The organism is Erythrobacter cryptus DSM 12079 (genome assembly GCF_000422985.1).
GTDB classification, from domain to species: Bacteria; Pseudomonadota; Alphaproteobacteria; order Sphingomonadales; family Sphingomonadaceae; genus Erythrobacter; species Erythrobacter cryptus.
In genome coordinates this window covers 146245-166844 of record NZ_AUHC01000001.1, presented here as the reverse complement: position 1 = coordinate 166844, position 20600 = coordinate 146245, and the positions used below count along the sequence as shown (strand labels likewise).

General features: G+C 68.5%; 22 protein-coding genes. 14 read left to right on the top strand and 8 right to left on the bottom strand.

Going from position 1 to position 20600, the window contains the following annotated elements; translation table 11 throughout:
* The first annotated feature begins 82 nt into the window (after window positions 1–82).
* Both G524_RS14575 and G524_RS0100825 read left to right on the top strand, forming a co-directional pair.
* Window positions 83–613 carry a copper chaperone PCu(A)C gene (locus tag G524_RS14575; protein ID WP_051220802.1) on the top strand — a complete coding sequence of 177 codons (531 nt, stop codon included), beginning with the start codon at window positions 83–85 and terminating at the stop codon, window positions 611–613.
* A gap of 56 nt (window positions 614–669) precedes the next feature.
* Window positions 670–1101 carry a vgr related protein gene (locus G524_RS0100825; protein ID WP_245561249.1) on the top strand — a complete coding sequence of 144 codons (432 nt, stop codon included), beginning with the start codon at window positions 670–672 and terminating at the stop codon, window positions 1099–1101.
* A 27-nt stretch (window positions 1102–1128) separates the two neighbouring features.
* Here the strand turns inward: G524_RS0100825 and G524_RS0100820 are convergent, their stop codons facing one another.
* Window positions 1129–1740: a nucleotide exchange factor GrpE gene (locus tag G524_RS0100820; RefSeq protein ID WP_027442000.1), complete on the bottom strand. Its 612-nt coding sequence runs from the start codon at window positions 1738–1740 to the stop codon at window positions 1129–1131.
* Between the two features lie 16 nt (window positions 1741–1756).
* Window positions 1757–2800, bottom strand: a complete 1044-nt coding sequence (gene hrcA, locus G524_RS0100815) for a heat-inducible transcriptional repressor HrcA (protein WP_027441999.1) — start codon at window positions 2798–2800, stop codon at window positions 1757–1759.
* Window positions 2801–2882: 82 nt separating this feature from the next.
* Between hrcA and rph the strand changes: the two genes are divergently transcribed.
* From rph to G524_RS0100795, 4 genes are read left to right on the top strand one after another with little or no spacing between them, the layout of a single operon-like run.
* Window positions 2883–3596: a ribonuclease PH gene (gene rph / locus G524_RS0100810; protein WP_027441998.1), complete on the top strand. Its 714-nt coding sequence runs from the start codon at window positions 2883–2885 to the stop codon at window positions 3594–3596.
* Window positions 3593–4234, top strand: a complete 642-nt coding sequence (rdgB, locus tag G524_RS0100805; protein ID WP_027441997.1) for an RdgB/HAM1 family non-canonical purine NTP pyrophosphatase — start codon at window positions 3593–3595, stop codon at window positions 4232–4234. Before rph ends, rdgB begins: the two co-directional genes overlap by 4 nt.
* Window positions 4235–4243: 9 nt before the next feature.
* Window positions 4244–5395 carry a radical SAM family heme chaperone HemW gene (gene hemW / locus G524_RS0100800; protein ID WP_027441996.1) on the top strand — a complete coding sequence of 384 codons (1152 nt, stop codon included), beginning with the start codon at window positions 4244–4246 and terminating at the stop codon, window positions 5393–5395.
* A complete protein-coding gene (locus G524_RS0100795; RefSeq protein ID WP_027441995.1) occupies window positions 5392–6282 on the top strand; it encodes a tyrosine recombinase XerC in 891 nt (296 codons plus the stop codon). The genes hemW and G524_RS0100795 overlap by 4 nt, the downstream gene beginning before the upstream one ends.
* On the opposite strand, the gene G524_RS0100790 is transcribed toward G524_RS0100795, so the two are convergent.
* The 4 genes from G524_RS0100790 to rsmI are packed head-to-tail and all read right to left on the bottom strand — an operon-like array spanning window position 6279 to window position 9196.
* Window positions 6279–6905, bottom strand: a complete 627-nt coding sequence (locus G524_RS0100790; protein WP_027441994.1) for a DedA family protein — start codon at window positions 6903–6905, stop codon at window positions 6279–6281. The two genes, G524_RS0100795 and G524_RS0100790, sit on opposite strands and share 4 nt — an antisense overlap.
* 36 nt (window positions 6906–6941) lie before the next feature.
* Window positions 6942–7910, bottom strand: coding sequence for a glutathione synthase (gene gshB, locus G524_RS0100785; RefSeq protein WP_027441993.1), 969 nt, complete (start codon window positions 7908–7910; stop codon window positions 6942–6944).
* Between the two features lie 21 nt (window positions 7911–7931).
* Complete coding sequence (locus G524_RS0100780; RefSeq protein WP_245561248.1) at window positions 7932–8309, bottom strand: YraN family protein; 378 nt, start codon at window positions 8307–8309, stop codon at window positions 7932–7934.
* Window positions 8306–9196 carry a 16S rRNA (cytidine(1402)-2'-O)-methyltransferase gene (gene rsmI, locus G524_RS0100775; protein WP_027441991.1) on the bottom strand — a complete coding sequence of 297 codons (891 nt, stop codon included), beginning with the start codon at window positions 9194–9196 and terminating at the stop codon, window positions 8306–8308. Before rsmI ends, G524_RS0100780 begins: the two co-directional genes overlap by 4 nt.
* 161 nt (window positions 9197–9357) lie before the next feature.
* Here rsmI and G524_RS14570 point away from each other — a divergent pair, with 161 nt between their 5' ends.
* The 8 genes from G524_RS14570 (at window position 9358) to G524_RS0100735 (ending at window position 17520) form a co-directional block, all read left to right on the top strand.
* Window positions 9358–10446: a penicillin-binding protein activator gene (locus G524_RS14570; RefSeq protein ID WP_051220857.1), complete on the top strand. Its 1089-nt coding sequence runs from the start codon at window positions 9358–9360 to the stop codon at window positions 10444–10446.
* A 58-nt stretch (window positions 10447–10504) separates the two neighbouring features.
* Window positions 10505–12505: a DNA topoisomerase IV subunit B gene (gene parE / locus G524_RS0100765; RefSeq protein WP_027441990.1), complete on the top strand. Its 2001-nt coding sequence runs from the start codon at window positions 10505–10507 to the stop codon at window positions 12503–12505.
* Window positions 12498–12866, top strand: a complete 369-nt coding sequence (locus G524_RS0100760; protein WP_027441989.1) for a hypothetical protein — start codon at window positions 12498–12500, stop codon at window positions 12864–12866. The genes parE and G524_RS0100760 overlap by 8 nt, the downstream gene beginning before the upstream one ends.
* Before the next feature lie 73 nt (window positions 12867–12939).
* Window positions 12940–13464 carry an RNA polymerase sigma factor gene (locus tag G524_RS0100755; RefSeq protein ID WP_027441988.1) on the top strand — a complete coding sequence of 175 codons (525 nt, stop codon included), beginning with the start codon at window positions 12940–12942 and terminating at the stop codon, window positions 13462–13464.
* A complete protein-coding gene (locus G524_RS14565) occupies window positions 13461–14054 on the top strand; it encodes a hypothetical protein (protein WP_051220800.1) in 594 nt (197 codons plus the stop codon). The genes G524_RS0100755 and G524_RS14565 overlap by 4 nt, the downstream gene beginning before the upstream one ends.
* 30 nt (window positions 14055–14084) lie before the next feature.
* Window positions 14085–15407: a serine hydrolase gene (locus G524_RS0100745; RefSeq protein WP_027441987.1), complete on the top strand. Its 1323-nt coding sequence runs from the start codon at window positions 14085–14087 to the stop codon at window positions 15405–15407.
* Between the two features lie 95 nt (window positions 15408–15502).
* Window positions 15503–16363, top strand: a complete 861-nt coding sequence (locus G524_RS0100740) for an AAA family ATPase (RefSeq protein WP_027441986.1) — start codon at window positions 15503–15505, stop codon at window positions 16361–16363.
* 95 nt (window positions 16364–16458) lie between these two features.
* Window positions 16459–17520 carry a hypothetical protein gene (locus tag G524_RS0100735; RefSeq protein ID WP_027441985.1) on the top strand — a complete coding sequence of 354 codons (1062 nt, stop codon included), beginning with the start codon at window positions 16459–16461 and terminating at the stop codon, window positions 17518–17520.
* Window positions 17521–17649: 129 nt separating this feature from the next.
* On the opposite strand, the gene G524_RS0100730 is transcribed toward G524_RS0100735, so the two are convergent.
* Window positions 17650–19050, bottom strand: coding sequence for a methyl-accepting chemotaxis protein (locus tag G524_RS0100730; protein ID WP_027441984.1), 1401 nt, complete (start codon window positions 19048–19050; stop codon window positions 17650–17652).
* A 77-nt stretch (window positions 19051–19127) separates the two neighbouring features.
* On the bottom strand, window positions 19128–20519 hold the full coding sequence (locus G524_RS0100725; protein WP_036857034.1) for a methyl-accepting chemotaxis protein: 1392 nt from the start codon (window positions 20517–20519) through the stop codon (window positions 19128–19130).
* Window positions 20520–20600 lie beyond the last annotated feature (81 nt).

The window sequence follows — 20600 nt, the reverse complement described above, 5'->3', positions numbered from 1 at the left end:
ATTTGCTTGGCACAAGGGACGCGCGGCACTAGACGGGCGCAGCTTGTGAAACCTTCGATGTCACTGCGAAAGGCCCCTTGCGATGCGCCTGTTCCCCCTTGCCGCCAGTTCCCCTGCGGGCGCGGGCGTTCTTGCCCTGCTCGCCGCCTGCGCGCCCGAGGCCGGCGCGCCCGAAGCCAGGAGTGAAGCGGCAAGCGCCCCTGCCGCCTCCCCCGCCCCTGCTCCCGCTGATGCCCCTCAAGGCCTTGCCATTGCCAATCCCCGGATCGTGCTTTCCCCCGTGGCCGGCAATCCGGCGGCGCTCTATTTCGATCTTTCCTACCGCGGCGCGGGCAGCCTAACGCTTGATGAGGTCACGATCGAAGGGGCTGGCATGACGATGATCCATCAGACCATCGAGAAGGACGGGGCGCGGATGATGGTGGGGGCCGATCCGGTGCAGCTCAGCGATGGCGTCAGGGTCAGCTTTTCTCCGGGCGGGCTTCATGTGATGGCGATGCAGCCGGCGCCCGACTGGAAGCCTGGCCAAAGCGTGATGGTGACGCTGCGCTTTGCCGATGGCACCACGCACAGCTTTGCCGCGCCGCTGCGCGCTGCGGGAGAGGCGCGCTGAGCGGCGCGGCGCCTGCCTGCCCGGTCGGCGGTGCGCGCGCGCTGACCGCGGGCGAGGTGGCGCTGGCGCGCAGCATCTTCGGCGATGCGATTGACTACGGCGCGGTGACCATCCGCCGCCGCACCTTCGTGCCCTTCCAACCACGCGGGGTGACGATGGCGCCGCGCGGGCATCTCCACTTCCACCCCGAGGCGCGCCACTATTGCGATGATTTTGCCGCCGCTGCGCTCAGCCTCCAGGGCCATTTCATCCACGAGATGGTGCATGTCTGGCAGGCGCAGCGGCACGGGCCGTGGTTCCTGCTGCTGCGCCGCCATCCCTGGTGCCGCTATGCCTACACGCTGAGGCCCGGCTGGAAACTCGAGCAATACGGGATCGAGCAGCAGGCCGAGATCGTGCGCCACGCCTTTCTGCTGCGCCGCGGCCGGCAGGTTGCCGGGGCCGCCCCGCTTGCCAGTTACGAGGCGATTCTGCCCTTTCGGGCCTGAAGCGCGCGGGTGCCTGGCCCGCTTGGCCTATTGTGCCGTTTGATCAGGCGCTGGCTCGCCTTCGGGCGCGACCGCCTTGGCCACCGCCACCATCGCCGCGCGCAGCAGGCGGTCCTTGATCATCCAGCCGGATTGCAATTCCGACACCACCGTGCCCGGTTCGTGTTCGGCGCTCGGCACCTCGATCATTGCCTGGTGGCGATTGGGATCGAGCGGCAGGCCGACCGCGGCAATCCGGGTGATGCCGTGGCTGGCAAAGACCTTTTCCAGCTCGCGTTGGGTCGCCTCGAGTCCGGTGATGAGGCCCTTCATGCTCTCATCCTCGCGCAGGGACTGCGGAATCGCTTCGATCGCGCGTGCGAGGTTGTCAGCCACGCTCAGGATATCGCGGGCAAAGCCAGTCGCGGCATAGGCCCGCGCCTCCTCCTTCTCGCGTTCGAGCCGGCGGCGCACGTTCTGGGTTTCGGCCTGGGCATAGAGCACGTCCTGCCGCGCAGCCTCAAGATCGCGCTTGAGGCTTTCAAGCGCTTCGTTGAGCGGCGCGGTTTCATCCGCCGCGGCGCCCTCGCGCAGTTCCTCGGGCACGCCCTGCAATTCGGCTTCCGCCGCCTGGTCGAGCGGCTTGTCGTTCTCGTTCATGTCTTGCTGCTTTCCCTCAAGCGATAAGCTTGCCCAGCGATCGGGCAGTCAGATCCACCATGGGGACAACCCGGGCGTAATTCAACCGGGTTGGCCCGATCACCCCGAGCACGCCCACCACCCGGCCCTCGCGATCGCGATAGGGCGAGGCGATCACCGCCGAGCCGGTGAGCGCAAACAGGCGGTTCTCGCTGCCGATGAAGATCCGCGTCGCCTCTGCCTCGCGCGCGCTTTCGAGCACTTCGGCGATCGCCTGCTTGTTTTCAAGGTCCTCGAGCAGCATCCGCACCCGCTCGACATCGCCAAGCGCGGCCTCATCGAGCAGGTTGGCCGCGCCGCGCACGATCAGCACCGGGCGGCGCGCGGCATCCTCGCTCCACACCGCAAGGCCCCGCTCAACGAGGTCGCGGCTGGCATCATCGAGCTGCGAGCGCCCGGCGGCGATCTCGGCACGCATAGCCTGGGCCGCTTCGGCAAGGGTGCGGCCTGCCAGCCGGGCGGTGATGAAGTTCGAGGCCCGCTCGAGCGCGCCAGGGGCGATTGCGCCGCCGAGCGAGATGATGCGGTTCTCGATCCCGCCATCCTCGCCCACCAGCACCGCCAAAGCCCGCCCCTGGCCGAGATCGACGAGGCTGAACTGGGCGAGGCGCTGCTCGCGCGGGGCGACCAGCACCATCCCGGCCGCGCCCGAGAGATCGGAGAGGATCGCGCTCGCCTGGTGCAGCGCCGCCTCGAGCGGCCCGGCCTCGGCGAGGCGCGCCTCGATCGCCGCCTGCTCCTCGCGGGTCGGCTCGGCGACGCGCATCATGCCATCGACGAAGATCCGCAGGCCCGCATCGGTGGGCATCCGCCCGGCGCTGGTGTGCGGAGCGGCGAGCAGGCCCAGCGCCTCGAGATCGGCCAGCACCGAGCGGATCGAGGCGGGCGAGAGATTGAGCGTGCCATCAGCCGCGAGCGTCTTCGAGCCCACCGGCTGGCCATGTTCGAGATATTCCTCAACCACGCGGCGGAAGATTTCGCGCGCGCGGGCGGTCAATTCGGTGACAGGCGGCGCATTCATCACTTCCCACCATAGTGTTTGCGCTTGCCGCGACAAGGGGCCGGTGCCTAAAGGCGCGCCAGTTCCCATACGGAGTTGCCCCATGCGCCCATCCGGACGCGCGCCCGATGAAATGCGCGCCATCACCATCGAGACCGGCTTTACCCGGCATGCCGAAGGCGCGTGCCTCATCGCCTTTGGCGATACCAAGGTGCTGTGCACCGCGAGCGTCGAGAAGAACGTGCCGCCGTGGCTCAGGGGCAAGGGCGAAGGCTGGGTGACGGGGGAATATGCGATGCTCCCGCGCGCCACCCACAGCCGTACGGCGCGCGAGGCGGCCAAGGGCAAGCAATCGGGCCGTACGCAGGAAATCCAGCGGCTTATCGGCCGTTCCTTGCGCGCGGTGGTCGATCTCAAGAAGCTTGGCGAGCGGCAGATCACGCTCGATTGCGATGTGCTCCAGGCCGATGGCGGCACCCGCACCGCGGCGATCTCGGGCGCCTGGGTGGCGCTGCGCCTCGCGGTCAATGGCCTGATCGCTTCGGGCGAGCTGCGCGAGGATCCGATCATGGCGCAGGTGGCGGCGGTGTCCTGCGGGATCTTCCAGGGCACGCCGGTGCTCGACCTTGATTACGATGAGGATTCGCGCGCCGAGGCCGATGGCAATTTCGTGCTGCTTTCCGGCGGGCAGATCGCCGAAGTGCAGGCCACCGCCGAGGGCGCAACCTATGACGAGGAGGCGCTGCTGCGGCTCTTGCGCCTCGCCCGGATCGGGTGCGAGCGCATCTTTGCCGCCCAGGCCGAGGCGGTGCGATGAGCGCCGATGCCGCCCGTCGCCTTGGCGCGGGCCGGTTGGTGATCGCCACCCACAATGCCGGCAAGCTCAAGGAAATCAGCGCGCTGCTTGGCCCCTACGGAGTCACCTGCCTGTCCGCCGGGGCGCTGGGCCTGCCCGAGCCGGCCGAGACCGGGCGCAGCTTTGCCGAAAACGCGCTGATCAAGGCGCGCGCCGCGGCAGAGGCCTCGGGGCTGGCTGCGCTTGCCGATGACAGTGGGCTGAGCGTTGCGGCGCTTGATGGCCGCCCCGGGGTCTATACCGCCGACTGGGCCGAGCGGCAGTGGTTTGAAGGCCCGCCGGGGCGCGATTGGTATATGGCGATGGGCAAGGTCGAAGGGATGCTGGCCGAGCGCGGCCCAGACGTCGACCGTTCCGCCGCCTTCCACTGCGCGCTGGCGCTGGCCTGGCCCGATGGCGACTATGCCATCTATGAAGGCACCTGCGCGGGGCGCCTCACCTGGCCGCCGCGCGGCACCCTGGGCTTTGGCTATGATCCGGTGTTCGTGCCGCAGGGAAGGACTGAGACCTTCGCCGAGATCGCGCCGGAAGAAAAGCACGCGATCAGCCACCGCGCTGCCGCCTTTGCCAAGCTGGTCGCCGCGCAGTTCGCCGGCTAGACTGCGCGCATGGCCCGCGCGCTCTATATCCATTGGCCCTTCTGCGCCAGGAAGTGCCCCTATTGCGATTTCAACTCGCACGTGCGTGGCGGGGTGGACGTGGCCGCCTGGCAGGCGGCGCTGATTGCCGACATGCGCTTTGAGGCGCAGCTTGCCGCAACCGGCCCGCTCACCTCGATCTTCTTCGGCGGAGGCACGCCTTCGCTGATGCCGCCCGATCTGGTCGCCGCATTGATCGCTGAGGCCGAGCAGCTGTGGGGCCTTGACCGGAAGATCGAGATCACGCTCGAGGCCAATCCCTCGTCGGTCGAGGCAGGCCGCTTTGCCGATCTCGCCGTGGCCGGGGTCAACCGCATCTCGCTCGGGGTGCAAGCGCTCGATGACGGTGAGCTTGCCTTTCTCGGAAGGCTGCACGGGGCAGATGAGGCGCTGCGCGCGCTCGAGACCGCGCAGGCCCATTTTGGCCGGGTCAGCTTCGATCTCATCTATGCCCTGCCCGGCCACACGCCCGCCTTGTGGGAGCAGCAGCTCAAGCGCGCGCTCGGCTTTGGCACCGCGCATCTGTCGCTCTACCAGCTCACCATCGAGCCGGGTACGCGCTTTGCCGCCGAGGTGCGGCGCGGGCGCTTGAGGCCGCTCGATGATGATGTGGCGGCCGAGCTTTTCGGCATCACGCAAGACCTGTGCGCGGCTGCGGGCCTGCCTGCCTACGAGATCAGCAACCATGCCCGAGCCGGGCAGGAGAGCCGCCACAACCTCACCTATTGGCGCTATCAGGACTATGTCGGGATCGGCCCCGGCGCCCATGGGCGGCGCGGCGGCGTGGCAACGGTGCGGCACAAGAAGCCCGAAAGCTTCCTCAAAGCCGTCGCCGCCCAGGGCCACGGGATCGCCGAGGCGCGCGCGCTCAGCGCCGAGGAGCAGGCCGCCGAGGCGCTGCTGATGGGCCTGCGTCTTGTCGAGGGCGTCGATCTTGCCGCGCTGGCCGCACGCTTTGGCCTTCCCCCGGAAGCGCTGGTTGACGCGGGCGCGCTCGCCCGGCTCGCACGGCTCGGGCTTGTCTGGCGCGCGGGTGCGCGCATCGGGGTGGAGCCGCAAGGCCGCAGCGTGCTCGATGCCGTGCTGGCCGAACTGGTCGCCGATGAGCTGGTGGCGGCATGAGCGGGGCCGATCTTCTCGCCGCCTGGCGCGCGCATCTGGCCGACAATCTGCGCCGCTCGCCCCACACGGTGCGCGCCTATGTCGCCGCCGCAGCGCGGCTGGTGGCGGCGCAGGCCTGCCACGACTGGGACAGCCTCGCGCGGATCGAGGCGCATCACCTGCGTGCCTTCCTCGCCGCGCGCCGGGCCGAGGGCCTTGCCAATACCAGCGCCGCGCGCGAGCTTTCGGCGCTCAAGGCCTTCATCGCCTTTGCCCGCGGCCAGGCGGGCGATCCCGATCCCGCCGCGCCGCGGCTGCGCGGGCCGCGGCTCAAGAAGGGCCTGCCCCGTCCCGTCACCCCGGACGAGGCGGTGAGCCTGGCCGAGACGGTCGAGGAAAGCGCGTCAACCGAGTGGATCGGGGCGCGCGACCGGGCGGTGCTGCTGCTGCTCTATGGCTCAGGCCTGCGGATTGCCGAGGCGCTGGCGCTCAAAGGCGGCGATCAGCCGCTCGGCGAAGTGCTGCTGGTGCGGGGCAAGGGCGGCAAGCAGCGGCTGGTGCCGGTGCTGCCGATCACCCGCGCCGCCGTGGCAGACTATGTGCGGCAGTGCCCCTGGCCGCTCACGCGCGATGCGCCGCTGTTTCGCGGCGCCAAGGGCGGGCCGCTCTCACCAGGCATGGTTCAGCGCGCCGTTGCCGCCGCGCGCCGCGCGCTCGGCCTGCCCGAAAGCGCCACCCCGCACGCGCTCAGGCATTCCTTCGCCACCCACCTGCTCGGCGCCGGGGCGGATCTGCGCGCGCTTCAGGAACTGCTCGGCCACGCTTCGCTCGGCTCGACCCAGATCTACACCAGGGTCGATGCCGCCCAGCTGCTCGACCAGTATCGCAAGGCCCATCCGCGCGGCTAGGCGCCGCTGTCCCCGCCCTCATGCGCCTTCACCGGCTTCCAGGTGATGACGCGGTAGAGATAGAACAGCACCCCGCCGAGCACGATCGCCACCACCACATAGCCGGCGAGTTTCTCGTAGCGGGTGATCAGCCCGGCCAGCGCCTGTCCGCCGAGGATGAGAAGGCCATTCCAGATCAGCGAGCCGAGGAAGGTGAAGAGGCAAAAGCGCCACAGCTTCATCCGCGCCAGGCCCGCCGGCAGCGAGACGATGGTGCGCAGTATCGGCGAAAACCGCAGGGTGAAGACAATCCCGTCCCCATATTTGCGGAACATCCGCCGGGCGGAGAGGAACTCGTCCCATTCGAAGGTAAGCCAGCGGCCCCAACGGTCGATCACCCGCTTCAGGGTCTCCTCGCTCCAGCGCGCGCCGAGCCAGAACCAGAACAGGTTACCCGCCAGCGTCCCCGCGGTGGCGACGATCCACAGGAGATAGGCGTCCATCCGCCCCTGCTCGACCAGCGCCCCCGCCCCCACGAGGATCACCTCCGAAGGGATCGGCGGAAACACGTTTTCGAGGATCATCAGCACGAAGATGCCGAGATAGCCGCCCTTGTCGAGCAGGCTGAGGAGAAACTGGGTCATGGCGCGGGGGCTTTTTGGGTTGTCTGGGCAAAGGCGTTAGGCGGCCTTGGCACGCGCGGCAAGGCGGCGTTCGATCGCGTCCCAGATCCTGCCCGCGGTATCAGTGCCGTTGAAGCGATCGATGGCGACAATGCCGGTGGGCGAGGTGACATTGATCTCGGTCAGCCACTTCTCCCCGATCACGTCGATGCCGACGAAGATGAGGCCGAGGCGCTTGAGATCGGGCCCGAGCGCGGCGCAGATCTCCTGCTCGCGCTCGGTCAGCGTGGTTGGCTGGGCGCTGCCGCCCATGGCCAGGTTGCTGCGGAACTCGCCCGCGCCCGGCAGGCGGTTGATCGCGCCCGCAACCTCGCCATCGACGAGCACGATGCGCTTGTCGCCTTGTGCCACCTCGGGAAGGAAGGGCTGCACCATGTGCGGCTCGGGCCAGGTCTGGTTGAACACCTCGAACAGGGCCGAGAGGTTCTCGCCGTTTTCGGGCACGCGGAAGATCGCCTTGCCGCCATTGCCGTGGATGGGCTTGACCACGATCGCCCCGTGCTCGGCCATGAAGCGCCGCACCTCGGCCACGCTGCGCGTCACCAGTGTGGGCGGCATGAAATGGCGATAGTTCAGCACCATCACCTTTTCCGGAGCATTGCGCACGCTCACCGGATCGTTGACCACCAGCGTCTCGTGGCGGATGCGCTCGAGCAGGTGGGTGGCGGTGATATAGCCCATGTGGAACGGGGGATCCTGGCGCATCAGCACCACATCGACATCCCGGCCAAGATCGAGCCGAACCCTCTCGCCGCGGCGGAAGTGATCGCCCTCGACGCGCTGCACGGTGACGGGCCAGGCCTCGGCATGGAGGCGATCATCGGCATCGAGCGTGAGGCTTTCGACCTGATATTCATAGAGCCGATAGCCGCGCGATTGCGCGCTCAGCATCAGCGCGAAGGAACTGTCGCCAGCGATATTGATGCTCTCGATCGGGTCCATCTGGACAGCGACGCGCAGGCTCATTGGGCAAGCTCCGTTAGGGGATCAGCAAAAGGGCATCCAGGCATTGGCGATGTGGGCGGGCTTGCGGCCGGGCGCAAGCAGGATCACGTCGATGCGGATATCCTCGCCCTCAGTCACGTAATCCTGCCACACCAGCTCGACCGCCGCGGCGACCCGCGCGAGGCGGCGCTCGTCGATCGCCTCGGCGAGCGCGGCGGCGCGGGCGCGCCACTTGACCTCGACAAAGGCGACAAGGCCGTCGCGCCTGGCGATGAGGTCGATCTCGCCTGCCCTGGTCTTGACCCGCTCGGCGAGGATCTGCCAGCCCTGCCCAGCGAGCCACAGCGCCGCCTCCGCCTCGCCCTCGCGGCCCCGGCTGTCGGCCTCGCGGCGCATCTCGGGTGTGCGGGGCGTGCTCATTCGCCCTTGAGTTCCAGCGCCCGGGCGTAGAGCGCCGCGCGGTCAAGCCCCGTTGCGCGCGCGACCTTGCCCGCCGCCTTGCCCGGCCCGGCATGGGCGAGCGCGGCGCGCAGGAGCGCGTCGGTATCCGGCGCGCTGTCGGCATGCGCGCCCGGCGCCGGGGCTTCCTGGGCAGCAGGCGGGCCGACGATCAGCACGATCTCTCCCCTTGGAGGATGGGCGGCGTAGTGCTCGGCAAGGGCCGCCGCGCTGCCGCTGCGGCATTCCTCGTGCAGCTTGGTCAGCTCGCGCGCCACCGCCACCTCCCGCCCGGGCCAGAGCGCCGCGATCGCCTGCAGGCTCTTCAAGAGCCGCGGGGCGGTCTCGTAGAAGACGAGGCTGGCAGCCACCCCCGACAACTCCTCGAGCACGGCGCGCCGCGCCCCATCGCGCGGGGGCAGGAAGCCGGCAAACAGGAAGCGGTCAGACGGCAGCCCGGCGATCGTCAGCGCGGCGATCGCAGCGCAGGGGCCGGGCACGGCGATCACCGGCACCCCCGCCGCGCGCGCCTCGCGCACCAGGCGAAAGCCGGGATCGGAGACGAGCGGCGTTCCCGCATCGCTCGCCAGCGCCACCGGGGCACCCCGTGCCTCGTCGATCACCCGGGCGCGCACTTCTGCCGGGGCATGATCGTCAAGCCGCTGGAGCCGCGCCTTGATGCCGAAATGGTTGAGGAGGCGTCCCGTCACCCGCGTGTCCTCGCAGGCCACCAGCGCCGCGCCCCGCAGCACCGCAAGCGCGCGCAGGGTGATGTCGCCAAGATTGCCAATCGGGGTGGCAACAATATAGAGCCCGGGGGTAAGCGGCTGCGCGGCAAGCGGGAGCGAAGGCAGGGCTGCAGGTGTCACGGCAGGTTCCATGGCGCAAGGGTGAGGGGTCGGCAAGAATGAAGCATCAAGGCACAACACAATCCCGGGGCTGGCGCGGCTGGCTCCAAACCTGGCGCGCGCGCCTTGGCGGGCGCAGCCTCGCGCTTGCAGGGGGAGCGCTGCTCGCAGCAGGGTGCCAGATGATCCCCAAGAGCGAGGTCGCCACTGCCCCGCCTGCCCCGACGCCCGAGCCTTCGGCCACTGTGCTTCCTACCGACAGCGGTCGGCATCGCATTGCCCTGCTCGTGCCGATGAGCGGCGAGGCCGCGCCGGTCGGCCAGGCGATCGCCAATGCCACCACCATGGCGCTGCTCGACACCAGCGCCGAGAACCTGCGCATCACCACCTATGACACCGCCACCGGCGCTGCCGAGGCCGCGCGCCAGGCGATCGCGGATGGCAACAAGCTCATTCTCGGGCCGCTGATGGCCGATGCCGTGCCGGCGGTGGCAGCGGCGGCGCGGCCGGCGCGGGTGCCGGTGATCGCCTTTGCCAATGACAGCAGTATTGCCGGGCCCGATGTCTTCGTGCTTGGCCAGCTGCCAGAGCAATCGATCCGCCGCAGCGTCGCCTTCGCCCGCGCGCGCGGTGCGAACCGCTTTGCCGCGCTGGTGCCCGAGGGCGATTATGGCACGCGCGCCGCCGCCGCGCTCGAGAGCGCGCTGCGCGAACTCGGCGGGGTGATGGTGCGGCGCGAGACCTATGCCCGCGGCAACACCTCGATCGTCAGCGCCGCCGCCCGGCTGCGCGCGGCGGGGGGCTATGATGCCGTGCTGATCGCCGACAGCGCCCGGCTCGCGCTCGAGGCGGCGGGCGAGCTGCGCCGCGGCGAGCGGGGTCGCGCGCGCCTGATCGGCACCGAGCTGTGGAGCGGCGAGGCGGCGCTTGCCAAGTCTGCCGCTGCCGAGGGCGCGCTGTTCGCCGCCGTGTCCGACCAGCGCTACCGCCGCTTTGCCGACAGCTATGCCGCGCGCTTCGGCGCCCAGCCCCACCGGGTGGCAACGCTGGGCTATGATGCGGTGCTGCTCACCTTGCGCGTGGCGCGCGACTGGAAGGTGGGCAGCCCCTTCCCCAAGGGCGAGCTGTTCGACAAGGGCGGGTTTCTCGGGGTTGATGGCCCTTTTCGCTTTGCCCGCAACGGCGTGGCCGAGCGCGCGTTCGAAGTGCGCGAGGTGGGCCGCGGCGAGGTGCGCGTGGTCGATCCGGCGCCAAGCGGCTTTGGCGGCTGAGCAAAACCGCGCCCCACAGCTTGTTCGGGGGCCGGGCGCGGGCCTATAGGCTTGCCCCATGGCCGATACCACTCCCGACGATCTGTTTGCCAACACCCCTGCCTCGAGCGGGGATTATGATGCCAGCGCGATCGAGGTGCTCGAGGGGCTGGAACCCGTGCGCCGCCGCCCGGGCATGTATATCGGCGGCACCGATGACCGCGCGCTCCACCACCTTGCCGCCGAAGTGCTCGACAATGCCATGGACGAGGCGGTGGCCGGCCATGCCACCCGCATCGAGATGCGCCTCGAGGAGGGCAACCGCCTCACCATCGCCGATAATGGCCGCGGCATCCCGGTGGAAGAACATCCCAAGTTCCCGGGCAAGTCGACGCTCGAGGTGATCCTTTCCACGCTCCATTCGGGCGGCAAGTTCTCGGGGAAGGCCTATGCCACCAGCGGCGGGCTGCACGGCGTGGGGGTGAGCGTGGTCAACGCGCTTTCGGCCCATACGCGTGTCGAGGTGGCGCGCGATCGCCAGCTCTATGCCCAGGAATTTGCCCGCGGGGTGACGCTGGGGCCGCTCCAGCAGCTTGGCCCCACGCCCAACCGGCGCGGCACCACGGTGAGCTTCACCCCCGATCCCGAGATCTTCGGTGATCGGCAGTTCAACCCCAAGCGGCTGTTCCGCCTCGCCCGCTCCAAGGCCTATCTGTTTGCCGGGGTGGAAATCCGCTGGAAATGCGCCCCCAGCCTCGCCAGCGAGGAGGTGCCAGCCGAGGCGGTGTTCCGCTTTCCCGGCGGGCTTGCCGATCACCTGGCCGAACAGCTTGCAGGGCGCGAATGTGTCACCGCCCAGCCCTTCACCGGCAGCCAGGAATTTCCGGCTCTGGACGGGGTGCCGCAGGGGCGGGTGGAATGGGCGATCGCTTGGCCGCTCTACTCCGATGGGGCAACGAGCTGGTATTGCAACACCGTGCCCACGCCCGATGGCGGCACCCACGAACAGGGCCTGCGCAGCGCGCTGACGCGCGCCTTGCGCGCCTTTGGCGAGCTGGTCGGCCAGAAGAAGGCCAAGGACATCACCGCCGATGACGTGATGACCGGCGCCGAGGTGATGCTCTCGGTCTTCATCCGCGATCCGCAATTCCAGTCGCAGACCAAGGACCGCCTGACCTCGCCCGAGGCCGCGCGCCTCGTCGAGAATGCGGTGCGCGACCATTTCGACCATTTCCTTGCCGACAATATCGAGCGGGGCAAGGCGCTGCTCGGCGAGGTGATGGAGCGCATGGACGAGCGCCTGAAGCGCAAGGCCGAGCGCGAGATCAAGCGCAAGAGCGCGACCAACGCCAGGAAGCTGCGCCTGCCCGGCAAGCTCACCGATTGTTCGGGCGAAGGCGGGCGCGAGACCGAGCTGTTCATCGTCGAGGGCGACAGCGCCGGCGGCAGCGCCAAGCAGGCGCGCGATCGCAAGAGCCAGGCGATCCTGCCGATCCGCGGCAAGATCCTCAACGTCGCCTCGGCCAGCGCCGACAAGATCCGCGCCAATTCCGAAATTGCCGACCTCGTCCTCGCGCTCGGCTGCGGCACGCGCAAGGACTGCAACCCGGATAACCTGCGCTATGACCGCATCATCATCATGACCGATGCCGATGTCGATGGCGCCCACATTGCCACCTTGCTGATGACCTTCTTCTTCCAGGAAATGCCCGAGGTGGTGCGGCGCGGGCACCTGTTCCTGGCTCAGCCGCCGCTCTACCGCCTCACCGCGGGCAAGGAGAGCCGCTATGCCCGCGATGATGCCCACCGCGCCGAGCTGGAAGCCACGGTGTTCAAGGGCAAGAAGGTCGAGGTCGCGCGCTTCAAGGGCCTGGGCGAGATGAACCCGCAGCAATTGCGCGAAACCACCATGGCGCCCGAAACCCGCAGCCTCATCCGCATCACTCTGCCGGCCGAGTACGAGCAGCGCGCCAGCGTTGCCCGGCTGGTCGATGAGCTGATGGGCCGCAACCCGGAGCACCGCTTCAACTTCATCCAGAACCGTGCCGCCGAGATCGATCCCGAGCTGATCGATGCCTGAGCGGCGCTTTCCCGATCCGCGCAAGGAGGACATCCTTGCCGGGGATCGGCGCCTCTCACGCCCCGATGCCTCGCTGCCCGATTGGGAAGTGCCCGACAGCGCCTATCGCCCGGTGCCGATCGTGTGGTTCACCGCGGCGATGATCGTGCAGGCGCTGGTGCTGGGCGGCCTGTTCGTGCTGCTGCTGCGCGCGAGTGGCATCTACACCATCGCGCTCGGCGGGTTGGCGAGCGGGTTGATCGCAGGCTGGACCTGGCGGCGCGGCATGGCCGGGGCCGCGGCGGCCTGGCGCTGGGCGACGATCATCATGCTGGGCTTGCAATTCACCCTCGTGCTGCTGGCCGTGACCCCGCGGCTCTAGGAATTGGCAGGGCCGGCGCGATTTTTCTTCGAGGCGGCGTAAGATTGGCGCCGCCGCGCCGACTAAAGGGAGCATGACGCCCACCCGAGACCAGCTCTATCGCGAGGCCGGAGCCGCTTTTGCCCCGGCGCTCGCGCGCCTTGCCCGCACGGTCGAGCGCGATCCCGAGCGAGCGCGCGATCTCGAACAGGAGATGCACTGCGCGCTGTGGGCCAGCCTTGCCCGCTTCGACGGGCGCGCCGCGCTCAAGACCTGGGTCTATCGTGTCGCCCACAATGTCGCAGCCGATCACGTCGCCCGCGCGGTGCGCGGCCCGCGGCGAGTGGCGCTCGAGGAGATCGCCGATCTGCCCGATCCCGGCAATGTCGAGGCCAAGACCGCCGAGGCGCTCGCCCTTGCCCGGCTCGGCGCGCTGATCCGGCGCCTGCCCCCGCCCGACATGCAGGTAATCGTGCTGTGGCTCGAAGGCGAAAGCGCCGCCGCCATCGCCGAGATCACCGGCCTTTCGCCGGGTGCGATCAATGTCCGGGTACACCGGATCAAGGCCCTGCTCGCCCGCCATTTCAACTTTCCCGAACAACCGGAGCAAGACCGATGAGCAGCCCTCCCCTGCCGCTGTGGCACGCCGCTGCTGGCGATGCGACCTTCACCGATCCGGCCGCCTGCGCCGCGCGTGCCGATGCCTTTGCCCGCCAGATCGCGCGGCGCAACCGCCGCGAGCGCTGGGCCGCCTATGTGCAGCTGCCGGTGTGGGGTGCGCTGGCGGCCTTCTTCGCTGCCCGGGGCGAAGCGCTGATCGCTGCCGCCCTTGTGCTGATCGCGCTCGGCCTTCTTGCCGTGCTCGCCAATCTTGCCCGCCGGGCGACGAACCTGCCCGCCCTGCCCGAGGAGCCGTGCCTTGCCCATCTTGCGCGCCAATATCGCCGCCAGCACGCCGCGCTGCGGGCGGTGCCGCGCTGGTATCTTGCCCCGCTGCTGCCCGGCATTGCCGGCTTTTATGCCGCGGTCACCGCCCGCGTGGCCGAGCGCGCGGGCTGGAGCGCGGCGCTGGAGGGCGTGCTGTGGCCCTTTGCCGTCACCTTCGGCCTCTTTGCGATCGTCCTCGTGCTCAATCGCCTCGCCGCGCGCGCACTTGCCGCGGAACTTGCCCGGATCGAGGCGCTTTGCTCGCCCCCGCCTTCGCTCTAAACCAGTGCCCAGCCCCAAGGAGACCTGCCGATGATCCCCCGTGCCCTGTTTGCCGCCGCAGCGCTCGCGCTTGCCTTGAGCCCCGCCGCGCTCTGGGCTGCGCCCGCTCCGCCCGAGCCTGCGCCGGCCGAGGCCACCGATGCTGCCAAGACCCCGCTTGCCGCCCGCGCCGAGGAGGTCGTCGCGCTGCTCAACGGCAAGGTGGAACCCGAGGCGCTGTTCACCGCGGGCTTCCTCAGGGCCGTGCCCCCCGCCCAGCTCAAGGGCCTCATCGCCAGCCTCACCGCGCAGTTCGGCCCGGCGCTTTCCGTTGCTGAGCTGACCCCGCGCGAAGGCGCCCGCGCCGCGCTCGCCATCCGCTTCGCGCGTGGCCTCGCCAAGGGCGGCATCGCGATCGATCCGGGTGAGGACAACAAGGTGAGCGAATTGCTCTTCACCGCGATCGAGCCGGTCGCCGTGGCGGGCGACACTCCCGAGGCGATCGTGGCCGAGCTTGCCGCCCTGCCCGGCAGCGTCAATGCCTGGTTCGCCCCGCTCGATGGTGGCGCCCCGGTGATCGCGCACAATCCCGACACGCCCCTCGCGCTCGGCTCGGCCTTCAAGCTCTATATTCTCGCCGCGCTGGCCGAGGAGGTGAAGGCGGGCCAGCGCAAGTGGAGCGACGTGGTGAGGCTCGGGGCAAGGAGCTATCCCAGCGGGCGCTTGCAGGACTGGCCGGGGGGCGCGCCGCTCACGCTCCACACGCTTGCCAGCCTGATGATCTCGGTCAGCGACAACACTGCGACCGACCAGCTCATCGCCACGCTGGGCCGTGAGCGCATCCTCAAGGCGATGAAGGACAGCGGCCATGCCAATCCTTCTGCCAATGATCCCTTCCTCACCACCCGCGAGCTGTTCCTGCTCAAGAGCCTCAAGAACGAGGAGATCGCCGGGCGCGGCGCCCGCGCGCTGCTGGCCGATCCGGCCATTGCCACCTTTCTTGCCAGCGGCGATCCGCCGCTCGAGACGATCACCGCCGGCTTCGCGCAAGGCCCCAAGGCGCTCCAGCTCGAATGGTTTGCCTCGCCCGCCGATCTTGCCCGGCTGTTTGCCCACATGCGCCGGACCGCCGATCCGGAGGCCTTCCGCATCATGGCGATCAACCCCTCAGCCAGCCCCGGCATCAAGGCGCGCTGGCCCTATATCGGCTTCAAGGGCGGGAGCGAGCCGGGGGTGCTCAACCTCACCTGGCTGCTTCGCGACGAGGCCGGGCGCGACTGGGTGCTGAGCCTGGGGTGGAACAATCCCGCAGCAGCGGTTGATGAAGGCAGGCTCGAGGGCATTGCCCAGCGCATCCTGCTTTTGCCTCGCTGATCTGCCCATCAGAAAAGGGGAGGCCATCCCCCCTTGCGCCGCTCGGCCGGCGCCCCTATCGCTGGCGGCCAAATTCAGTCTCCAAAGGAAACCCGATGAGCGAGCAGCAGCAGCGTTTCGAAGGCACCTCCTCCTACATCGCCACCGAGGATTTGAAGGTCGCGGTCAATGCCGCCGTCACCTTGCGCCGCCCGCTGCTGGTCAAGGGTGAGCCGGGCACCGGCAAGACCGTGCTGGCGCACGAGATCGCCAAGGCGCTGGATGCCCCGCTGATCGAATGGAACATCAAGTCCACCACCAAGGCGCAGCAGGGCCTCTATGAATATGACGCGGTCGCCCGTCTGCGCGATGGCCAGCTGGGCGATGAGCGGGTGCACGACATCCGCAATTACATCAAGAAGGGCAAGCTGTGGGAAGCTTTCACCTCGGAAAAGCTCCCCGTGCTGCTGATCGACGAGATCGACAAGGCCGATATCGAGTTTCCCAATGACTTGTTGCAGGAGCTCGATCGGATGAGCTTCGACGTTTACGAGACGCAGGAGCGCATCGAGGCCAAGGAGCGCCCGATCGTGGTCATCACCTCGAACAACGAGAAGGAACTGCCCGACGCCTTCCTGCGGCGCTGCTTCTTCCACTACATCCGCTTTCCCGATCGCGAGACGATGCAGGCGATCATCGATGTCCACTTCCCCGGCATCCAGAAGGCGCTGGTGAAGAAGGCGATGGACATCTTCTATGATCTGCGCGAGGTGCCGGGCCTCAAGAAAAAGCCCTCGACCAGCGAATTGCTCGATTGGCTCAAGCTCCTGCTCAACGAGGACATGCCGCTCGAGGTGCTGCAAAGCAGCAATCCGGCGAGCGCAATTCCCCCGCTCCACGGCGCGCTGCTCAAGAACGAGCAGGATATCATGCTGTTCGAACGGCTCGCCTTCATGGCCCGGCGCAATCCGAGCTGAGGGCTAACGAGACTGATCTCCGCCAGGTCCACAGGCGCCCCTTGCCCTGCGCGCGGCCCAATATATGGTCGGGGCGGGACTGGAGAGGGCCGATCATGCAGAATTTCCATCGCTTTGCGCTGACCTTGGGGCTGGCGGGCGCGCTTTTTGGTGGTGCGCCGGTCGTTGCCGAGGACAATGGGTCGGCGGCGCGTCCGGTGGCGACCTGGAGCCATGATCGTTCCGGCCTGACCCTGCCCGCGGCGCTGGCCGGGTTCGAGCGCGGCGACAGCGAGCAGTTCGACGAAGACGGCTACAATATCGGCATCGCCTTTGGCGATCCGGCAACGGGCAGTTGGGCAGACCTCTACATCTACCGCGCCGCCCCTGCCTCGGTCGCGGTGTGGGCCGACAGGGCGGCGGCGGGGATGTTTGCCAACCCGATCCTCGGCGATGTCAATGTGAACGCGGTCAAGGTGACACGCTTCACCCCGCCCAATCGCGCGGGCGAGAAAAGCGGCCTCAGGATCGTGACGCCCACCAAAGGCGATCTCACCGCCAGCGGCCTGGCACTGTGGCTGCACGATGGCTGGCTGGTGAAGCTCAGGATGAGTTCCAAGACGCTTGAGGCCGCGGCGCTAGAGGCGCGGATGGTGCAATTCATCAACCTCGTGGCTCTGCCCGATGCCGCCCACCCCGCCCCGGGCTTTGCCGAGATCGCGGACTGCACGGCACCCATGGCGCCGGGCAAGAGAGCAAGGCCGATCAAGCTCGACATGACGGGGAGCATCATGCTCGGCGCAATGCTCAAGGTGGCGCGCGACAAGGAGGCCAAGGCACCGGCAGGCGGAGACGCCGTGTGGTGCCGCGATACCGCCTCGCAGCCGCAATTCGGCATCTACCGCCGCGAAGGGCAGGCCGATCATTACCTGATCGCGCTGGGCGACAGCGGCACCAGCCTATGGGTGAAGGCCTATGACATGGGGCCGCTGATGAAACCGTCCAAAGGCTTTCTGGTCACGCAATCGAACGGGGTGACCGAGGCCGCCTATCCGCCTTTCGACCGGCTGCCCACGCCTCAGCAGGTGCTTGGCCTTCCGGGCAGGGTTGCCCCGATTTATTCGGCAGGGCTGCTGGAGGAGAACCAGGGCACGACGATCACTGTGCCATCCAATTAGGTGGCCTTAGGGGCCTGAGCCCCCGCCAGGCCCGGCCAAGACCCCGATCCAGCCCCCACCTCTGCGGAGCGTCAATGGCAATGTTTCACGTGAAACATTGCAAGAACGTCGCGCGATCGCGGCCAGGCGTCAATCGAAGCTGTAAGCCAGTTCGAAATCGCCCCACCGGCGCCCGCCGAACACCAGCGGGACATAGACATTGCGCACCACCTGATAGGTCTGCCCATCGCCCTCCTGGCGATAGACCGCCATCATGAAGGGCGCGGTGCTGGCCTTGGCCTTGCGATCGATCGCCTCGAACATGATCCGTCCGTTGCGGCAATATTGCGTGTCGTGGGCAAGATCGCCGGTGGGCCGGCGCGAACGTTCGGTAAGGTGGGTGGGCAGAAAGCCGTTCATGTCGGTGCAGGCCGCGGCCAATACGCGGGCATCGCTGGCCTTGGCGCGATCGAGGAAGGGGCGCCATTCGGCATCGGCCCAGTCCGACAGGCGGGTGCGATAGAGCTGCGGATTGGTGCCGGGCACCGGGACATAATCGGTGTCGAACAGCGCCGCCATGGTAAGCGTCCCGCTGGCCAGCGCCGCTTCGGTATGGGCGCGCAGCGCCTGCATGATCTCCTGCGCCTGGGCCACCATCGCGCTGTCCTCGGGCGAGAGGCCGGCCTGGACGATGCGGTCGAACATCTCGCTCGCGGTAATCTCCAGCTCCTCCATCTTGCGATGGGCGCCGTGGAGCCGATCCTCGTTGGCACGCGCGGCGGCATCGAAGCTGGTAAGCACCCGCTGAACCTTGTCGACATGGCCGCTGATCGTGCCGGTGGCGCGGGCGATGAGATCGTTCTGCCGGTCAACCTCCTCAACCAGGGCGCCGACCTTGGTGATCGTGCTTTCGATCTGCCCGACCGAGGCGCGCGCCTCGCCGCTGGCCTTCGAGCCAGCCTCGATCCGCCCGATCACCTCGGCCGCCTCGCTGCCCAGTGCATCGATCGTGGCGGCGATCTCCTCGGTTGCCTTGCGGGTATCCCCGGCAAGGCTTTTGACCTCGGCGGCGACCACCGCGAAGGTGCGCCCGGCCTCGCCCGCGCGCATCGCCTCGATCGTGGCATTCAGGGCAAGGATGTTGGTGGTCTCGGCAATCGCGTCGATATCCTGGGCGCTGCGGCGCACCTGCTCCATCGCCGCGGCAAAGCCGGTGACGTGCTGGCCAAGCGCATCGACCAGTTCGATCAGCCCGGCGATCTGCGCCAGCGAAGACTGGATCAGCGCAGTGCCCTCGCCGAGCCGCTCGATCGCGCGTTCGGAGAGCAGCCGGGCCTCGTCGCTCGCCTCGGCCACCTTCGCCTGATCGGCCTCGAGCGCGCGCACGGTTTCGGCCAGCGCCTCGTGCTCGCTGCGCAGCGCGCGCGAGGAGGCGATCACCGCTTCCACCACCCCGGCCACATCGGTGCAGCCCACCGTCACCGCACCGCAGCTCTCGGGGATCATGCCCAAGGCCCGGGCATTGGTGGTATCGATGGTGATCTCTTTCATGCGGCGCGCCCCTTGTGGTTGCGCTGCAGGCTAGAGGGCGTTTGGTTACCGCCGGGTAAATGCGGCGCCGGCCCAGGCTAGATCACGTAGGAGATCTCGAACTCGCCCCAGCGCCGGCCGGCCAGCACCAGCGGCACGCTGACGAGGCGCACCACGCGGTAATGCGCGCCGTCGCCCTCGTGGCGATAGACCGCCATCGAAAAGGGTTTGGTTGCCTGCTTCACCCACTTGTCGAAGGGCGTGGTGATGATCCGTCCGTTCCGGCAGAATTGCAGATCGTGGGTATAATCGCCGGTCGGCTGGCGGCTGCGGGCGGTGAGATGGGTAGGCATGAAGCCGTTGCGATCATCGCACACCGCCGCGATGATCGCCCCATCGCGTTCCATGGTTGCATCGAGCAGCGGGCGCCAGTGGCGATCGGCCCAGTCGGAAAGGCTGGTGCGAAACAGCTGCGGATTGGTGCCGGGGACGGGGCGGTAATCCTCGTCGAACAGCATCGCCGGGGTGAGCGTGCCATCGGCGAGCGCCGCCTCGGCAATCCGCCTGGCCTCGGCAGCGGCTTCCTCGGCGATCGCCACGATGGCGCTGTCGCGCGGGGAGAGGCCGGCGCCGACGATGTGATCGAACATCACGCTCGCCCGGTCCTCAAGCTCGGCCACCTTGGCATGGACACCGTGGAGCTTGTCCTCATCGGCCTCGCTGGCGCGCTCGAAGCGCACGAGCACATCGTGGACCCGGCCCACATGCGCGCTGATCGTGCCGGTGGCGCGGGCGATCTGGTCGTTCTGACGATCGACATCGCGCACCAGCTCGGCCACGGTGCCGATGGTCTGCTTGATCGCATCGACCGAGGCACGGGCCGAATCGCTCGCCCGGGCGCCCTCGTCGATGCGGGCGATCACCTGTTCGGCCTCGCTCCCCAGCGCCTCGATGGTGCGCGAGATCTCCTCGGTGGCCTTGCGGGTGTGGCCGGCCAGTTGCTTGACCTCGGCAGCCACCACCGCGAAGGTGCGCCCGGCCTCGCCCGCGCGCATCGCCTCGATCGTGGCGTTCAAGGCAAGGATGTTGGTGGTCCCGGCGATCGCGTCGATATCCTTGGCCGAACGCTGCACCTGGGCCATGGCAGCGGCAAAGCTGGTGACATGCTCGGCCAGCGCGCCCACCAGCGCGAGCAGATCGGCGATCCGCGCGAGCGAGGATTCGATCTGCGCCGTGCCCTGTTCGAGCCGGTGGATCGCCTCGGCCGAGATCAGCCTTGCCTCATCGCTCGCCTCGCGCACCCGCTGCTGATCGGTCTCGAGCGCGGCGAAGGTCTCGGCCAGCATCCGGTGCTCGGTGCGCAGCGCGGCGGAGGAATCGATCACCTGCCGCACGATGCCGGCGACATCGCTGCACCCGATCACCACCTCGCCGCAGCTGGCGGCGATGGCGCTGCTGTCGGGCGAGACAACTTTTGCTGCGATATTCATTGGCGATGCCTGCTCCCCCACTATGGCCCCTTCTCCAAAAGGTAGCGCTACCATGCAATTCTTAACGCAAGCCTTGTCCCC

Coding starts and splice junctions, on each gene's coding strand:
- G524_RS14575 (WP_051220802.1), top strand. CDS start 83: ATGCGCCTGTTCCCCCTTGCCGCCAGTTCCCCTGCGGGCGCGGGCGTT.
- G524_RS0100820 (WP_027442000.1), bottom strand. CDS start 1,740: ATGAACGAGAACGACAAGCCGCTCGACCAGGCGGCGGAAGCCGAATTG.
- hrcA (WP_027441999.1), bottom strand. CDS start 2,800: ATGAATGCGCCGCCTGTCACCGAATTGACCGCCCGCGCGCGCGAAATC.
- rph (WP_027441998.1), top strand. CDS start 2,883: ATGCGCCCATCCGGACGCGCGCCCGATGAAATGCGCGCCATCACCATC.
- rdgB (WP_027441997.1), top strand. CDS start 3,593: ATGAGCGCCGATGCCGCCCGTCGCCTTGGCGCGGGCCGGTTGGTGATC.
- hemW (WP_027441996.1), top strand. CDS start 4,244: ATGGCCCGCGCGCTCTATATCCATTGGCCCTTCTGCGCCAGGAAGTGC.
- G524_RS0100795 (WP_027441995.1), top strand. CDS start 5,392: ATGAGCGGGGCCGATCTTCTCGCCGCCTGGCGCGCGCATCTGGCCGAC.
- G524_RS0100790 (WP_027441994.1), bottom strand. CDS start 6,905: ATGACCCAGTTTCTCCTCAGCCTGCTCGACAAGGGCGGCTATCTCGGC.
- gshB (WP_027441993.1), bottom strand. CDS start 7,910: ATGAGCCTGCGCGTCGCTGTCCAGATGGACCCGATCGAGAGCATCAAT.
- G524_RS0100780 (WP_245561248.1), bottom strand. CDS start 8,309: ATGAGCACGCCCCGCACACCCGAGATGCGCCGCGAGGCCGACAGCCGG.
- G524_RS14570 (WP_051220857.1), top strand. CDS start 9,358: ATGATCCCCAAGAGCGAGGTCGCCACTGCCCCGCCTGCCCCGACGCCC.
- parE (WP_027441990.1), top strand. CDS start 10,505: ATGGCCGATACCACTCCCGACGATCTGTTTGCCAACACCCCTGCCTCG.
- G524_RS0100760 (WP_027441989.1), top strand. CDS start 12,498: ATGCCTGAGCGGCGCTTTCCCGATCCGCGCAAGGAGGACATCCTTGCC.
- G524_RS0100755 (WP_027441988.1), top strand. CDS start 12,940: ATGACGCCCACCCGAGACCAGCTCTATCGCGAGGCCGGAGCCGCTTTT.
- G524_RS14565 (WP_051220800.1), top strand. CDS start 13,461: ATGAGCAGCCCTCCCCTGCCGCTGTGGCACGCCGCTGCTGGCGATGCG.
- G524_RS0100745 (WP_027441987.1), top strand. CDS start 14,085: ATGATCCCCCGTGCCCTGTTTGCCGCCGCAGCGCTCGCGCTTGCCTTG.
- G524_RS0100740 (WP_027441986.1), top strand. CDS start 15,503: ATGAGCGAGCAGCAGCAGCGTTTCGAAGGCACCTCCTCCTACATCGCC.
- G524_RS0100735 (WP_027441985.1), top strand. CDS start 16,459: ATGCAGAATTTCCATCGCTTTGCGCTGACCTTGGGGCTGGCGGGCGCG.
- G524_RS0100730 (WP_027441984.1), bottom strand. CDS start 19,050: ATGAAAGAGATCACCATCGATACCACCAATGCCCGGGCCTTGGGCATG.
- G524_RS0100725 (WP_036857034.1), bottom strand. CDS start 20,519: ATGAATATCGCAGCAAAAGTTGTCTCGCCCGACAGCAGCGCCATCGCC.